12 protein-coding genes and 5 tRNA genes are annotated in these 15,319 nt (G+C 63.3%); 3 read left to right on the top strand and 14 right to left on the bottom strand.

Going from position 1 to position 15,319, the window contains the following annotated elements:
• Nucleotides 1-30: 30 nt before the first annotated feature.
• On the top strand, nucleotides 31-1,632 hold the full coding sequence (gene aceB / locus ABQJ48_RS00970) for a malate synthase A (RefSeq protein ID WP_367835359.1): 1,602 nt from the start codon (nucleotides 31-33) through the stop codon (nucleotides 1,630-1,632).
• A 213-nt stretch (nucleotides 1,633-1,845) separates the two neighbouring features.
• On the opposite strand, the gene ABQJ48_RS00965 is transcribed toward aceB, so the two are convergent.
• Together ABQJ48_RS00965 and rraA are read right to left on the bottom strand one after the other, a co-directional pair.
• Entirely contained in the window at nucleotides 1,846-2,247 is a 402-nt protein-coding gene (locus ABQJ48_RS00965) for a gamma-glutamylcyclotransferase family protein (protein ID WP_367835357.1), read from the bottom strand.
• Nucleotides 2,248-2,405: 158 nt separating this feature from the next.
• On the bottom strand, nucleotides 2,406-2,900 hold the full coding sequence (rraA, locus tag ABQJ48_RS00960; RefSeq protein WP_367835356.1) for a ribonuclease E activity regulator RraA: 495 nt from the start codon (nucleotides 2,898-2,900) through the stop codon (nucleotides 2,406-2,408).
• Between the two features lie 200 nt (nucleotides 2,901-3,100).
• Here rraA and ABQJ48_RS00955 point away from each other — a divergent pair, with 200 nt between their 5' ends.
• Nucleotides 3,101-4,009, top strand: coding sequence for an AraC family transcriptional regulator (locus tag ABQJ48_RS00955; RefSeq protein WP_367835355.1), 909 nt, complete (start codon nucleotides 3,101-3,103; stop codon nucleotides 4,007-4,009).
• A gap of 17 nt (nucleotides 4,010-4,026) precedes the next feature.
• Here ABQJ48_RS00955 and ABQJ48_RS00950 read toward each other — a convergent pair whose 3' ends face one another.
• From ABQJ48_RS00950 to gltX, 7 genes are all read right to left on the bottom strand, one after another.
• Complete coding sequence (locus ABQJ48_RS00950; protein ID WP_367835354.1) at nucleotides 4,027-4,491, bottom strand: GNAT family N-acetyltransferase; 465 nt, start codon at nucleotides 4,489-4,491, stop codon at nucleotides 4,027-4,029.
• 140 nt (nucleotides 4,492-4,631) lie between these two features.
• Nucleotides 4,632-4,708 (bottom strand) — tRNA-Asp (locus ABQJ48_RS00945).
• An 82-nt stretch (nucleotides 4,709-4,790) separates the two neighbouring features.
• Nucleotides 4,791-4,866, bottom strand: a tRNA-Glu gene (locus ABQJ48_RS00940).
• 62 nt (nucleotides 4,867-4,928) lie between these two features.
• A tRNA-Asp gene (locus ABQJ48_RS00935) sits at nucleotides 4,929-5,005 on the bottom strand.
• A 103-nt stretch (nucleotides 5,006-5,108) separates the two neighbouring features.
• A tRNA-Glu gene (locus tag ABQJ48_RS00930) sits at nucleotides 5,109-5,184 on the bottom strand.
• A 162-nt stretch (nucleotides 5,185-5,346) separates the two neighbouring features.
• Nucleotides 5,347-5,422: transfer RNA gene (locus ABQJ48_RS00925), tRNA-Ala, on the bottom strand.
• Between the two features lie 124 nt (nucleotides 5,423-5,546).
• Nucleotides 5,547-6,956 (bottom strand): glutamate--tRNA ligase, encoded by a 1,410-nt coding sequence (gene gltX / locus ABQJ48_RS00920; protein ID WP_367835352.1) that lies wholly within the window; start codon nucleotides 6,954-6,956, stop codon nucleotides 5,547-5,549.
• A 487-nt stretch (nucleotides 6,957-7,443) separates the two neighbouring features.
• On the opposite strand from gltX, the gene ABQJ48_RS00915 reads away from it, so the two are divergent.
• Complete coding sequence (locus tag ABQJ48_RS00915) at nucleotides 7,444-8,391, top strand: patatin-like phospholipase family protein (RefSeq protein WP_367835351.1); 948 nt, start codon at nucleotides 7,444-7,446, stop codon at nucleotides 8,389-8,391.
• Nucleotides 8,392-8,600: 209 nt separating this feature from the next.
• On the opposite strand, the gene ABQJ48_RS00910 is transcribed toward ABQJ48_RS00915, so the two are convergent.
• The 5 genes from ABQJ48_RS00910 to ABQJ48_RS00890 all read right to left on the bottom strand — a co-directional run bounded on the left by ABQJ48_RS00910 (nucleotide 8,601) and on the right by ABQJ48_RS00890 (nucleotide 15,275).
• On the bottom strand, nucleotides 8,601-9,266 hold the full coding sequence (locus tag ABQJ48_RS00910; RefSeq protein WP_367835349.1) for a C40 family peptidase: 666 nt from the start codon (nucleotides 9,264-9,266) through the stop codon (nucleotides 8,601-8,603).
• Between the two features lie 138 nt (nucleotides 9,267-9,404).
• Complete coding sequence (locus tag ABQJ48_RS00905) at nucleotides 9,405-11,039, bottom strand: ABC transporter ATP-binding protein (RefSeq protein WP_367835348.1); 1,635 nt, start codon at nucleotides 11,037-11,039, stop codon at nucleotides 9,405-9,407.
• Nucleotides 11,036-12,142: an ABC transporter permease gene (locus ABQJ48_RS00900; RefSeq protein ID WP_367835347.1), complete on the bottom strand. Its 1,107-nt coding sequence runs from the start codon at nucleotides 12,140-12,142 to the stop codon at nucleotides 11,036-11,038. The genes ABQJ48_RS00905 and ABQJ48_RS00900 overlap by 4 nt, the downstream gene beginning before the upstream one ends.
• Nucleotides 12,142-13,179 carry a microcin C ABC transporter permease YejB gene (locus ABQJ48_RS00895; RefSeq protein ID WP_367835346.1) on the bottom strand — a complete coding sequence of 346 codons (1,038 nt, stop codon included), beginning with the start codon at nucleotides 13,177-13,179 and terminating at the stop codon, nucleotides 12,142-12,144. The genes ABQJ48_RS00900 and ABQJ48_RS00895 overlap by 1 nt, the downstream gene beginning before the upstream one ends.
• A 68-nt stretch (nucleotides 13,180-13,247) precedes the next feature.
• On the bottom strand, nucleotides 13,248-15,275 hold the full coding sequence (locus ABQJ48_RS00890; RefSeq protein WP_367835345.1) for an extracellular solute-binding protein: 2,028 nt from the start codon (nucleotides 15,273-15,275) through the stop codon (nucleotides 13,248-13,250).
• Nucleotides 15,276-15,319 lie beyond the last annotated feature (44 nt).

The raw sequence follows: 15,319 nt of genomic DNA, 5'->3' as shown, positions 1-15,319 counted from the left end.
GTTGCAATCTGAACGACCAAGGAGAAAAACATGGCGAATTCGCCAACATCATTGTCGCTGCCGCAAGGCATGAAAATTTCGGCCGACATCAAGCCCGGCTACGAAGCCATTCTCACTCGCGACGCGCTCGAACTCGTCGCCGCGCTGCATCGCGCGTTCGAACCGCGCCGTCAGCAACTGCTGCACGCGCGCGCAGAGCGCAGCAGGCGGCTCGACGCCGGCGAGCGTCCCGACTTCCTTGCCGAAACGAAAAGCGTACGCGACGCCGACTGGACCATCGCGCCACTGCCCCGCGATCTGCAGTGCCGCCGTGTGGAGATCACCGGTCCGGTCGAGCGCAAGATGATCATCAACGCGCTGAACTCAGGCGCGGACTCGTACATGACGGATTTCGAGGATTCGAATGCGCCGAGCTGGGACAATCAGATCGGCGGCCACATCAACCTGAAGGAGGCGGTGCGTCGCACGATTTCGCTCGATCAGAACGGCAAGTCGTACAAGCTCAACGACAAGGTCGCCACGCTGATCGTGCGTCCGCGCGGGTGGCATCTCGACGAGAAGCACGTCACGGTGGACGGCAAGCGCGTGTCGGGCGGCCTTTTCGACTTTGCGCTCTTCATGTTTCACAACGCAAACGAACTGATCGCGCGAGGCTCGGGCCCGTACTTCTATCTGCCCAAGCTGGAGAGCCATCTGGAAGCGCGCCTGTGGAACGACATCTTCGTCGCCGCACAGGAAGCCCTCGGCGTGCCGCGGGGCACGATTCGCGCGACGGTGCTCATCGAAACCATCCTGGCCGCGTTCGAAATGGACGAGATCCTGTACGAACTGCGTGAGCACAGCGCGGGGCTGAACGCCGGCCGGTGGGACTACATCTTTTCAGCAATCAAGAAATTCAAGGCCGACCGCGATTTCTGCCTCGCCGATCGTTCGCAGATCACGATGACCTCGCCGTTCATGCGCGCGTACGCATTGTTGCTGCTCAAGACCTGCCATCGCCGCAATGCCCCGGCGATTGGCGGCATGAGCGCGCTGATCCCGATCAAGAATGATCCGGCGGCCAACGACAAAGCGATGGGCGGCGTGCGCTCGGACAAGGCGCGCGATGCCGGTGACGGCTACGACGGCGGCTGGGTCGCGCATCCGGGTCTCGTGCCGATCGCGATGGAAGAGTTCGTCAAGGTGCTGGGCGACCAGCCGAACCAGATCGGCAAGCAGCGCATCGACGTGCTCGTCACCGCGACCGACTTGCTGGACTTCCGTCCGCAGACGCCGATTACCGAACTCGGTCTGCGCAACAACATCAACGTCGGCATCCACTACCTCGGTTCATGGCTCGCTGGCAATGGCTGCGTGCCGATTCACAACCTGATGGAAGACGCCGCCACCGCGGAAATCTCGCGCTCGCAAGTGTGGCAATGGATTCGCTCGCCGAAGGGCAAGCTCGACGACGGCCGCAAGGTGACGGCCGAACTCATGCGCGAGCTGTCGGCGCAGGAGCTCGACAAGGTGAAGCAAGCGGTGGCCGGCGATACGAAACCTTACGAGCGTGCCGCACAGATCTTCGAACAGATGTCGACCTCGGAGCAGTTCACCGATTTCCTGACGTTGCCGTTGTACGAAGAACTCTGAGGCTATTGACCGGCAGCGTGCGTCGATCGGATCAGCTGGGTCGACGCCGCACGATGCGGGGGCAAGCTTGCCTGCGCGTGCCGCGTCTGGCGTGAAGGCGGCTGGAGCGGCCGGACCGGTGGCCCGACAGGCTCACCCTCTCGGGCCACTTTTCAGCACGCTTCGCGCGCTCGAGCAATCACCACGCGCTCGTATGCGCAGACGGCGCGTGCCTCAGCGCGTTCGACGATGTTCAGCCCAATCGCCCGATCTGATTTCGGGCAAGCCTTTCACCGCGTTCGCTGCAACGGGGTAGAAACGGCAGTTCACGACATTGCCGTCCACTTTCACCATCACCTCGCGCGCCAGGAACCGATCCTCGACGTCCGGATACACGGCTTCGATTTCGTCTAGCACCGCCACTAGCTCATCCTCGATTTCGTAGACGTCGCCGATCACGTCGACACCGGCTTCGTCGACGACCAGGCCCGGATAGGAGCCGAAGTCGTACAGATGGCCGCGCACGGTCGCAGTGCCGAGCAGGGTCGGTGCGGCGATGTCGTTGCGCGCCGCGGCTTCGCTGATGTCGTTCACTTCACCGGCACGCAAGGTGCCGTAGACAAAGACGGTCTGCATCGTCGTCGGTTCTCCTGGATGAGGTTGTCTGGTCACGGATTGCAACGGTGACTCGGGTGATTCTATCGGGTGACTCTTTTTGGCTGGCGCGGTCGTTGCGGCACGGTTGGCTGGCTCCTTGTCCCGTGGCTGGGTTCCAGCCGGCTTCGGATGCCGTGTCAGCTCAGCGCCGCGCTGGAGACCAGCACGCCGTCCAGGTCCGCGTAAATCCATTCACCGGGTCGCACCAGCGCGCCGGGCAACTGCACCGGCACGTCGCGTTGGCCGGCGCCTAGCTTCTGGCCACGGCGCGCACAGGTTGTCAGCGCGGCCACGCCGACGTCCATTTCGTTGAGTTCCAACACATCGCGCACGCAGCCGTTCACGAGGACGCCCGCCCAGCCGTTCTGCTGCGCGGTCCGCGCAAGATTGCCGCCGACCAGCGCGCAACGCAGGCTCCCGCCGCCGTCGACCACCAGCACACGGCCAGCGCCTTTCTCTTCGAGCACGGCCCGCACGAGCGCGTTGTCTTCAAACACTTTTAGCGTCACCGCCTCCCCACTAAAACACTCGGTGCGGCTGAACAGATGGAACACCGGCTCGAGCAGGCGCAACGTGCCGAGCGCCAGTTGGTCTTCGTGTGCGTCGCACAAGTCCGCGGTGGCAAAGCTCATGACCAGCTCCTTGGGTTCGGGCAATCGGAATATTATGCAACGGCGCAGTCAGGGCAACATCTACAATGACAACGATGGCGGGGATGGCGGCGCGCGCTGCGATTGCAAAACTTCCGGATACCCGTGCGCCGGCTGTCGCGGCACTCGCTGTCCCGATCCGCGTTTTGCCGTTTTGCCGTTTTGCCCTTTCTCGCTTGACCATGACTTCGTCCGCCGACTCCGAGCTGTCCAGCTTCACCCGCTTCGCCGACATCCCGCCCGAGTTCCAGCCCACCGCGACGCACCCCATCCGCGTGCGCTCGCGGCAAATGCCGTCGGGCTGGCGAATCGCGCGTCATACGCATGCGTGGGCGCAGGTGGCGTACGCGTCGCGCGGCGTACTCCGGGTCGCCACCACCGGCACCACGTGGATGGTGCCCCCGTCGCGCGCGATCTGGCTTCCGCCGCACGTGACGCATGAAGTCGTGGCCGTGGAAGACGCGTTTCTGCGCACGCTCTACATCACCGAAAGCACCGTGCCGGCCGGGTTGGACACCCCGCGCGTGGTCGAAGTGTCGGATTTGCTGCGCGAAGTGATTGCTGCGCTCGACACGCCTGGCATTCCGGCCGCGCGCGAACAGTTGCTCGGCGCGCTGGCGATCGACGAACTGACGCGCTCCGAGCCGCTGCCACTGTCCGTGCCGATGCCCAACGAAAAGCGTCTGCGCGCGCTATGCGAGGCCGTGATCGCTGACCCGACGCACGGTGAGTCGCTCGAACAATGGGCATCCGGTGTGGGTGCGAGTACGCGCACGATCGCGCGGCTGTTTCGTCAGGAATTGGGGGTGAGCTTTTCCCAATGGCGCCAGCAGGCAATTCTGGCGCGCGCGATTCCGCTGTTGAGCCAGGGGCGCCCGCTCTCGCATGTCGCGCAGGAACTCGGCTATCAAAGCCAGAGTGCGTTTTCTGCAATGTTCAGGCGCGCGTTTGGTGAGAGCCCGCGCGCGTTCATCGAGCGGGGCTCGGAACACCGCGCGCAAAGCGGCGAGCCCGACGACGATGAGACAGACGACGAAACCGCGCAAGGCCGCGCGGATGCGTCCGGTGCCCAGGGCGAAACAGCACGCTGATCGGCGAGCTCGCGATTTCAGACCCGCCGCGCCAGATGACGGATCGCGCCAAGCTGTGCAAGACGCGGCCCAGCGAGCTTGTAGCCCTTGCGCTGATAGAGCCGCGCGGCCGGGTTGTCGACGAACACGCGCAGTTGCAGCTCGCGTAACCCACGCTCGCGCGCCCACTGATGCGAGATGTCGAGCAGATAAGTGCCTGCGCCGAGCCGCCGATGTCCTTCGGCAATCTGCACGTCACGGATATGCAGCGAGTCGCCTTCCTGCGTGATGCGCAGCACGCCGATCGGCTGGCTGTCCACTTCGAGGATGAAATTCTCCGATTCGCGCCAGCTGCCGAGAAACAGATCGCCGCGCCAGACCAGATGGTGACGTCGATAGTAGCCGCCCATGTTGTTACGGGTCAGCGCCTCGGCGAACTCGAAATCGTCCATGCTGGCAGCGCGCAGATGGAACGGTGACGGAGCTTCGGTGGGATCGAACATGGCGGATCGGCGAAGAGGTGTCGGTCAACGGTAAAACAGCCCGTGCGCGGTGGCAATGGCTGTTTGTCCCGAGCATACCCAGGCGGACGGTCGACGGAAATGAAAAAGCCCACTCCTTTCGAAGTGGGCTTTCTCAGATCTGGCGGAGCGGACGGGACTCGAACCCGCGACCCCCGGCGTGACAGGCCGGTATTCTAACCAACTGAACTACCGCTCCAGATTGCTTGCACCGCAGCTTATGAGCGACGCTCATTTGCCTGCTGCACCGTTCAAATACCGACCGAACGACGCCGATGTTCTGGCGTCCCCTAGGGGATTCGAACCCCTGTACTCACCGTGAAAGGGTGATGTCCTAGGCCTCTAGACGAAGGGGACAACGTACTGCTTACACTTTTAATGAAAAAGCCCGTTCAGATGTGAAGTGAACGGGCTTTGTCTGGCGGAGTGGACGGGACTCGAACCCGCGACCCCCGGCGTGACAGGCCGGTATTCTAACCGACTGAACTACCACTCCAGTCTTTGCACCCTGGCTTGCGAGCGTCGGTTGATTCTCTGCAAGCTGCGCTGCTTTAATGTACGTCGAGCCGTAACTCGAACACTAAAGCGACGCTGATGTTTGGCGTCCCCTAGGGGATTCGAACCCCTGTACTCACCGTGAAAGGGTGATGTCCTAGGCCTCTAGACGAAGGGGACATAATCTTTTCAGATCTGTCGTTTGACAGCTGCTGATGCACGCTAACTCGACAACAATTGCGTTCATTCACCAGCGTAAAACGCTATTTTAACTACGTTTCGGCTGTTTGTGAAATCTTTTTTACTCCAACTTCCAGACTTCAGAACAACTTTGCTCTATGTTGGTGGAGGTAAGCGGGATCGAACCGCTGACCTCTTGCATGCCATGCAAGCGCTCTCCCAGCTGAGCTATACCCCCTGCACATCAGAGAAACGAGATTCTAGAGGCCAACCTGCCCTTTGTAAATAGCCTTTGACCCAATCCATGCAAACTTTTTCAAGCCGCACGTAAAGGCTCTCGACGCGCTCGCGAACGCTCCGACTCAGGCCAGCGCCTTTTCAATCCGGCTCACTACGACATCGCGCCCGAAAAGCATCAGCACGCTGTCGATCGACGGCGTATGCGTCGTGCCCGCCACCAGCAGACGCACCGGCATCGCGAGTTGCGGCATTTTCAGCTTGTGCGCGCCGAGCGTCGCCTTCAGCGCCGCGGCGATCGCCTCCCTGGTCCATTCGACGGTCTTGAATGCGGCGACCAGGTCGGCCAGCGCCGGGCGCACCGCGTCGCTCACGTGCTGAGCCAGCGATTCGGCGTCGGGCGCCGGCGTGCGGTAGAACATCGCGGCGTTTTCGGCGATCTCCTTCACCGTCGACGCACGGTCCTTCAGCAAACCCACCACCGCTGTCAGATCCGCGCCCTGCGCGAGCGCTGCGTCATCGATACCCAGCGCGGCGAAGAACGGCCTGGCAAGCCCGGCAAGGCGCGCGTTGTCGGCTTCTTTGATGTAGTGCGCGTTCAGCCAGTTCAGCTTGTCGTGGTCGTACTGAGCCGGCGACTTGCCCAGGTGCTCCAGGTCGAACCATTCGACGAACTGCTCGCGCGAGAACACTTCCGCGTCGCCATGTGACCAGCCTAGCCGCGCCAGGTAGTTGAGCACCGCTTCGGGCAGGTACCCGGCGTCGCGATAGCCGATTACGCTCATCGCGCCGTGCCGCTTGCTCATTTTCTCGCCCTGTTCGTTCAGCACGGTCGGCAAGTGCGCATACACCGGCGGCTCGCCGCCCAGCGCGCGCAGGATGTTGATCTGCCGCGGCGTGTTGTTCACGTGATCGTCGCCGCGAATGACATGCGTAATGCGCATGTCCAGATCGTCGACCACCACGCAGAAGTTGTACGTCGGCGTACCGTCCGGCCGCGCGATCACGAGGTCGTCGAGTTCTTCGTTTGAAATCTCGATGCGGCCCTTCACGGCGTCGTCCCATGCAACCACGCCGGTCAGCGGATTGCGAAAGCGCAGCACCGGCTGCACGCCTTGCGGCGGCGGCGGCAGAACCTTGCCAGGCTCGGGGCGCCACGTGCCGTCATAGCGGGGCTTTTCGCCGGCTTCGCGTTGCCGCTCGCGCAGCGCGTCGAGCTCCTCGGTCGACATGTAGCAGGGGTACACGAGCCCCGCGTCCTGCATCTGCTTGAGCACTTCACGGTAACGGTCCATGCGCTGCATCTGGTAGAACGGGCCTTCGTCGAAATCGAGACCGAGCCACGCCATGCCTTCGAGAATGGCGTCGACGGATTCGCTGGTTGAGCGCTCCACGTCGGTGTCCTCGATCCGCAGCACGAAGGTCCCTTTCATCTTGCGCGCGAACGCCCACGGATAGAGCGCGGAGCGAATGTTGCCGAGATGGATGAAGCCGGTGGGACTCGGTGCGAAACGGGTACGGACGGACGTGGTCATTAGCGGTTACTCGGAAGACTGGCGCCGGCCCCCAGGCGAACATCAGCCGTGAAGCGCGGCAGCGGAGCGCACCCATGCGACGCAAGCGCGTTGCATGGGCACGAGGGAAATAAATGCGAGAGCGGAATTATACCTGCCGCGCGCGCCGGCCATTCCTCGGCCGAAGGGCCGGGGCGCGCATCCTTGAGGCAGACGTCGGCATTCGACCGAACCGCTACACGCCCCGCCCGCCAGGCGCGCGGCGCACTCAAGCGCACGCCAAACGGCTGGAAAAACGCCCGCCACATCTGAACGTTGGCTCTGCAACGGTTCGTTACGAGGTCGCCGCACGCCTCGGGCTTTGCTTTATCATGTGCGCGCGCCGCGGTCGGAGATAGGACCAGGGCGCGCGGATCTGCCTTGCGGCAATCCCGTCCGTCTGACTGTCAGGCCGAGCGCGGCGCTCGCGACGCAACTTGCGTCGCGAGCGCCGTTGCTGGAGAACTCGTTGAAACCCTCGTCACCCTGTCTTGCCCGCCGCAACTTTTCGTTGGCGGCCGCCTCCGCCGTACTGGCCGCCTGCACCACGACCGGCGGCAGAACAGATAACGCGCCGCTCGCCGCTGCGCCCACCGTCATTGCGCCGCCGCTCGACAAACCGCAGCCGCCGATGCGCGTCGCGCTCGCGCTGGGCGGCGGGGCGGCCCGCGGTTTCGCGCACATCGGCGTGATCAAGGCGCTCGAAGCGCGCAATATCCACATCGACCTGGTGGCCGGCACCAGCGCCGGCTCGGTGGTCGCCGCGCTGTACGCATCCGGTATGAACGGCTTTGCGCTCAACAAGCTCGCGTTGACCATGGACGAAGCGTCAATAAGCGACTGGGCAATGCCGTTTCGCACCCGCGGCTTGCTGCAAGGCGTCGCTCTGGAAAACTACCTGAACACCACGCTGAACAACCGCCCGCTCGAGAAGATGGTCAAGCCGCTCGGCGTGGTCGCCACCGACCTGAAAACCGGTCAGCCGATCCTGTTTCAGCGCGGCAACACCGGCATCGCGGTGCGCGCGTCATGCAGCGTGCCGTCGATTTTCGAGCCGGTGAAGATCGGCGGCCACGAATATGTCGACGGCGGCCTGGTAAGCCCGGTGCCGGCATCGTTCGCGCGCAAGATGGGCGCTGATTTCGTGATCGCCGTGGATATTTCGCAGCGCCCGGAAAGTGGCCTGACGGCCAGTTCGTTCGACGTGCTGATGCAGACTTTCACGATCATGGGCCAGACGATCAAGGCCTATGAACTCGACAAGTACGCCGACTTCGTGATCCGGCCGAACCTGGCCGCGATGAGCGGCAGTGACTTCTCCCAGCGCAACGCGGCGATTCTGGCCGGCGAAGAAGCGGTGGCAAAGATGATGCCGGAGTTGCAGCGCAAGCTGACCGCGCGTCGCGCGACGGCGTAAGGTGGCGCGCCGAACGCCGCTTGCCATCGCGAGCCGCGCGGCGCAGGGCGAGCGCAGGCGACGCGCAGCAAGCCACTGGCAGTAGCGATGATTACCGGAGCGGACCGCATCGCGCGAGTGCAACGCCACTGCAAAAACACCGCTCAAATAGAAAAAGCCTGCTTCAAAAGAAGCAGGCTTTTGATCGCCGCTAAAACAGCGGCTCAAAATCAGTTGTTGCCGCCAATCGTCGCATTGACGCGCTTGCGCAAATCTTCGCCCTCCTGGTAGGACGTTTCGATGCGGCGCGCACCGGTGAAGCGTTTTTCCCAGTAGCCGCTATCCATGTCGTCGACGCGGATCGTGCTGCCTGTGGATGGCGAATGCACGAACTTGTTGTCGCCGATATAAATGCCGACGTGCGAGAAGGTGCGGCGCATGGTGTTGAAGAACACCAGATCGCCCGGCTTCAGGTCGCTGACGCGAACCTTCTCGCCCACGCGGCTCATTTCCTCGGCGCGGCGCGGCAATGCCATGCCGAGCGTATCCTGGAACACGTAGCGGACAAAGCCGCTGCAGTCGAGCCCCGAATCGGGCGTATTGCCGCCCCAACGGTAGCGCACGCCGATCATGTTGAGCGCGCCGACCACCACGTCACCGGCTTTCCCGGCCATGCCGGAAAGAAACGATTTCGCGCCGCCGCTGCTGTCGGCGGCGGCCGCTGGGGAACTGGGAGCGGACGAAAAATTCGACCCGGCAAGGGTCGAATAGGAGGCATTCTGATTGTAACTGCTGACTTCGTCGGCGAAAGCGCCGGGAGTTGCTGCCATCAAGACGCCAATGAACATCCCGGCGACGACGCGCGTGCAAGCCTGGGTTAGGTTTCTGTGCTGCATTGGTCGGTAGTTTTTGCCTAAAAATCAGGGGTCTACGGAAAAAAGTTGGGTCGATACTAGCCAGTAAGTATTCACATGTCAAAACAAATAGTGAAAATCAATCGAGATGGACGCCCAATTGGGAAAAGGGTTGCAAAATCAATGCTCAAGCGCCGCTTTCAGCAGCTTTCTGGTGTAAGGATGGCCGGGTGCAGCAAAAATTTTCTCGACATCGCCCGCTTCGACGATCGAACCGTTTTGCATCACCGCCACGCGATGCGCCATCGCGCCGATAACCGCCAGATCGTGGCTGATGAAAACAAAACCGAGGTTGTACTTCTGTTGCAGCCCGGCGAGTAGTTTAAGCACCTGCTGCTGGATGGACACATCGAGCGCACTGGTCGGTTCGTCGAGAATCAGCACGCGCGGCTCGAGCACCAGCGCACGCGCAATCGCGATGCGCTGACGCTGGCCGCCGGAAAATTCATGCGGATAGCGATAGAGCACCGTGCGGTCGAGGCCGACCTCGCGCAGCACCGACACCACCTTGTCGCGCTGCGCTTGCGGCGTCATCTGCGGCCGATGCAGGGCAAGCCCTTCGCCGACGATGCGCTCGATCGTCTGACGCGGCGAAAGCGAGCTGAACGGGTCCTGAAAGACGACCTGCAGGTTCGAGCGCAACGTGGTCCGTTCCGCGCCCCGATAGCTGCCGAGCGCCCTGCCCTGAAACTCGATCTCGCCCTGCGCGGCGCGCTGCAGACCGAGCAAGGCCATCGCCAAGGTCGACTTGCCCGAACCCGATTCGCCGACGATGCCGAGCGTCTCGCCCTGGCGCACCGACACGCTCGCAGCGGCGACGGCGCGAAACCGCCCTGAGCGGAACCAGCCGCCGAAGCCCGGCAGCTTCGTTTTGAAATCCACCGAGACCGCGCGCGCCTCCAGCACAACCGGCGAGAGGGGCAGCACCGGCACGACCGTGCGCTGCGGCCGGCTTGCGAGCAGACGCTGCGTGTACGGATGCCGCGGCGAGTCGAACACCTGCTCGACCGGTCCGGTCTCGACCAGCACGCCCCGCTCCATCACCGCAATGCGCTGCGCGAAGTGGCGCACCAGATTCAGGTCGTGCGTGATCAGCAGCACGGCCATGCCGCGCTTTTGCGCTTCGTCCCTTTGCAACTCCAGCAGCAGATCGACGATCTGAGCGCGGATCGTCACGTCGAGCGCGGTGGTGGGCTCGTCGGCGAGCAGCAGTCTGGGACGGCATGCGAGCGCCATCGCGATCATCGCGCGCTGCCGTTGCCCGCCGGAGAGCTGATGCGGGTAGCTGTTCACGCGCTTGGCCGGCTCGGCGATACCCGTGCGCCCGAGCAGCGCGACCGCGCGTTTGCGCGCTTCGCGCGCCGACACGCCGTCGTGCACGACGATGGTTTCGGCAATCTGGTCGCCCACCGTGTAGAGCGGATTGAGCGCGGTCATCGGTTCCTGAAAGATCATCGAGATGTCCGAGCCGCGCAGGCCGCGCATCTCGCGCTCGCTCTTGCCGAGCAGATCGGCGCCGTCGAAACGGATCGAGCCGCTCACTTGCGCGTCGCTCAAAAGCCGCAAGATCGACAGCGCAGTCACGCTTTTGCCGGATCCCGATTCGCCGACCAGCGCGACGCGCTCACCGCGCTCGATCGCGAGCGTGACGTCGCTGACTGCGACGGTGTCGCCGAAAGTCACGTGCAGATGGTCGAGTTCGAGCAGCGGCGCCGCAGGCAGCTTTTGTCCGTTGTTCTTGACCGCAGCGCTCATTGATTGCCTCCGGCGCGCATCGCATCGGAGATGCGCGTGTCGAGCGCGTTGCGCAGCGCGTCGCCCATGAAGGTCAGCAGCAACAGCATCGCGACAAGCACGCTGAAGGTGGATAGCGAGATCCACCATGCGTCGAGATTCGCCTTGCCTTGCGCAAGCAGCTCACCGAGGCTCGGCGTCGGCGACGGCACGCCCAGGCCGAGAAAATCGAGGCTCGTCAGCGCGAGAATCGCGCCGCTCATGCGAAACGGCAGAAACGTGATCACCGGCGTGAGGCTGTTGGGCAGCACGTGGCGCCACATGATCTGCCAGTTCGACAGCCCCATCGCTCGCGCCGCCCGAACGTAATCCTGCTGGCGATTGCGCAGAAATTCCGCGCGCACGTAATCGGACAAGCCGATCCAGCCGAACAGCGACAGCAGCACGATCAGCAGAATGAACCCCGGCTCGAAGATCGACGAGAAAATGATCAGCAGATAGAGCTCCGGCATCGCGCTCCAGATTTCGATCAGACGCTGCCCGACGATATCGATACGTCCTCCGAAATAACCTTGCACCGCGCCCGCGGCAATGCCCAGTACCGTGCCGATCAGCGTCAGCACCAGCCCGAACTCCACCGACACCCGAAAGCCATAGAGCAGCCGCGCGAACAGATCGCGGCCGCGGTCGTCGGTGCCCAGCCAGTTCTCGCGCGACGGCGGCGCCGGGTTCGGCGCCTTCGAGAAGTAATTCAGCGTGTCGTAGTAGTAATGGTTCGGCGGATAGATGGCCAAGTTGCCCGGTGCGTCGAACCGGTGCTTGATATACGGATCCAGGTAATCGGCGGGCGTCGGAAAATCGCCGCCGAACGTGGTCTCCGCATACGTCTTGAAGAGCGGGAAATACAGGTGGCCGTCGTAGCGCACCACCAGCGGCTTGTCGTTCGACCAGAGCGGGCCCGCGAGACTCGCGGCGAACGCGACCACGAACACGATCAGACTCCAGTAGCCGAGCCGCTGCTGGCGAAACCGCTGCCACACGCGGCGCGCGGGCGAAGGCGACACGAATGCGCGAGCGGGTTCGGCGCGCGCCGCCGCGTCGGCGGAAAGACGGGCTCGATTCATCAGCGCTCCAGTTGTTCGAATTGGATGCGGGGATCGACCCACACATAACAGAGGTCGGAGATCAGCTTGGTCGCGAGGCCGATCAGCGTGAACAGATACAGCGTGCCCAGCACGACCGGATAGTCGCGGCGCACCACCGACTCATACGACAGCAGTCCGAGGCCGTCGAGCGAAAACAGCGTCTCGATCAGCAGACTGCCCGTGAAGAATGCGCCAATGAACGCCGCCGGAAAGCCGACGATCAGCGGCAACAACGCGTTGCGGAACACGTGCTTCCACAGCACCCGCTTTTCGGACAGACCTTTGGCGCGCGCGGTCAGCACGTATTGCTTGCGGATCTCGTCGAGAAAGGCGTTTTTCGTCAGCATCGTGACGACGGCGAAACTGCCCACCACCGATGCCGTGATCGGCAACGCGATATGCCACAGATAATCGACGATCTTGCCGCCAAGACTTAACTGCGCCCAGTTGTCGGACGTGAGATTGCGCAGCGGGAACAGTTGCCAGAACGTGCCGCCGCCGAACAGCACGAGCAGCAGCACGCCCAGCACGAAGCCCGGAATCGCATAGCCGATCAGCACCACGAGGCTCGTCGCGACATCGAAGCGCGAGCCGTTGCGCACCGCTTTCGCGATGCCCAGCGGCACCGATATCAGATACGTGAGGAAGAAAGTCCACAGGCCGATGCTGATCGACACCGGCAGCTTCGACACGATCAGCGACCACACGCTTTGATGGCGGAAATAGCTTTGCCCGAGGTCGAAGGTCGAGAACCGCTTGAGCATCAGCAGGTAGCGTTGCAGCGGCGGTTTGTCGAAGCCGTAAAGTTCTTTCAGTTGCGCGAGTTGTTGCGCGTCGACACCGGTATGCGCACGCAGGCCGAACGGCGCGCCGTTCTCCGCGCCCTTGCGCAGCTCGTGCTGCATCTGCTCCACCGGACCGCCCGGCACGAACTGGATCACGACGAAGGTCAGCGTCAGCACGCCAAGCAAGGTCGGGATCATCAGCAACAGACGTTTGAGGATGTAGCTCCACATGGGCGGCGTTCCGGTGCGAAATGCGAAGGCGGTGAATGAATGGCGCGCTGCTGCCGTGGCGGGTCTCGCTATGGCTTCGGCGGCGACTGCGGCGGTGCCTGGTCCGGCTGTGCCTGGGGCTGTACCACTGAGGACGCCTGCGGCTCGCCGTACCACCACATCGACGTGATCCACCCCTCCGCGCCATAGTACAGCGGCAGCGTTTTCGGCCACGCGAGGCCGCGCTTGAATGCGACCCGATGCGTGCCGCTGTACCAATGTGGCACCACATAGTAGCCATGCATCAGCAGCCGGTCGAGTGCGTGCGTCGCGTCCAGCAGTTGCTCGCGCCTCTGCGCGTGCACGAGCGCGTTCAGAACGGCATCGACCACCGGCGACTTCAATCCGATCACGTTGTCGGACCCTTTGGTATCGGCAGCCTTGCTGCCGAAGCGCTCGATCTGCTCCGAGCCCGGCACCTGCACATCCGGCATGCGGATCGTCGTGACGTCGAAATCAAATGCATCCAGCCGCTTCTGATAGACCGCGTAGTCCGCCACGCGGAACGTCGCGGTAATGCCCAGCTTCTCGAGATTGCGGATGTAGGTCGCGACAATTGGCTCCATCTGCCCGGCCGAGCCGGAGTCGTCGAGAATCTCGAACTGGAACGGTTCGCCCCGGGCATTGCGCAGCGCGCCGTCGCGGTAAGTCCAGCCGGCCTCTTGCAACAACGCACGCGCCTGCAGCAGATTGGCGCGCAGCGACCCCGGCGGATCGGTATCGGGCTGCCTGGGCGGCGGACCCCATACGGCGGGGTCGATCTGCGCTCGCCACGGCTCGAGCAAGGCCAGTTCGCCCGGGGAAGGCAAGCCCTTCGCCTGCCAGTCCGTGTTGGCGAAAAAGCTGTCGATGCGCCGGTACTGGTTGTAGAACAGCTGCCGGTCGAGCCACTGGAAGTCGAGCGCGAGACCGAGCGCCTTGCGCACGCGCACGTCCTGGAACAACGGACGCCGCGTATTGAGCATGAAGCCTTGCATGCCGGTGCCGTTGTGCTGCGGGAACTCGCGCTTGATCAACTCGCCGCTATCGAACTTCTTGCCGACGTCGCGCCGCACCCAGTTACGCGCTACATACTCGACGAGTGCATCGTACTCGCCGGCCTTGAACGCTTCGAGCCGCGCCGTGCTATCCGAATACAGCTTGTAGACGATGCGATCGAAATTGTTCATGCCTACGCGCACCGGCAACTGTGCGCCCCAATAATTCGGATCGCGCCGATATGTGATCGTGCGGCCGTTGTCGTACCGCTCGATCAGATAGGGTCCACTGCCGATGGGCTTTTCGAACGCCAGCTGGTCGAACGGAATGCGGCTGCCGTCCGCCTTCATCCCCCACTTGCGCGAGAACACCGGCATGCCGCCCGCGAGCAGCGGCAGTTCGCGATTGCGCTGACGGAACTCGAAACGCACGGTCTGCGGATCGACCACGACCGCGCGCGTGATCTCGCCGAAGATCGACGCGAATTGGGGCGCGGCCTGCGGGCTCTTTAGCGTGTCCAGGGAGAACTTGATGTCGTCGGCGGTGACCGGATCGCCGTTCGAAAAGCGCGCGCGCGGGTTGATGTGGAAAGTCACGGACAAGCCGTCAGGCGCGAGCTGGATGTCGTCGGCGAGCAGCCCGTAGGCGGATGCAATTTCGTCGCTACTGCCCACGGTCAGGCTTTCGAACAGCAGGTCCACGCCGGGCGCGGTATTGCCGCGCAGCGTGAACGGATTGAATTTATCGAAGCTCGTCAGACGGCTGGGGTTGGCCAGCACCAGCGTGCCGCCCTTGGGCGCATTCGGATTGACGTAGTCGAAGTGCGCAAAGCCGGCGGGATATTTCGGTTCGCCGTATTGCGCGATCGCATGGACGGCATGGGCTTGGGGCGCGACAAGCACACCCGTGATGGCGAGCACGCACGCCGCCGCGACAGCGCGTGCGCGTCGCCATGCGTAAGACGCGGGCGACGCGCGAAGCGCACGCCCTACCTGGGGGAGGCCGCTGCGCGAAGGTCCGTGAAGCGCGCTGCACCGAAATGCATGAGGCGTTTGAACCCGTCGCGAGCCGGTTATCATGAGGGCCTGTTTGGTCAGTGGGCAGATGCAGTGTGGGGGAATTC

This window comes from Paraburkholderia suaedae (assembly GCF_040812055.1).
GTDB lineage: Bacteria > Pseudomonadota > Gammaproteobacteria > Burkholderiales > Burkholderiaceae > Paraburkholderia.
This window is presented reverse-complemented; position numbering and strand designations above follow the sequence as displayed.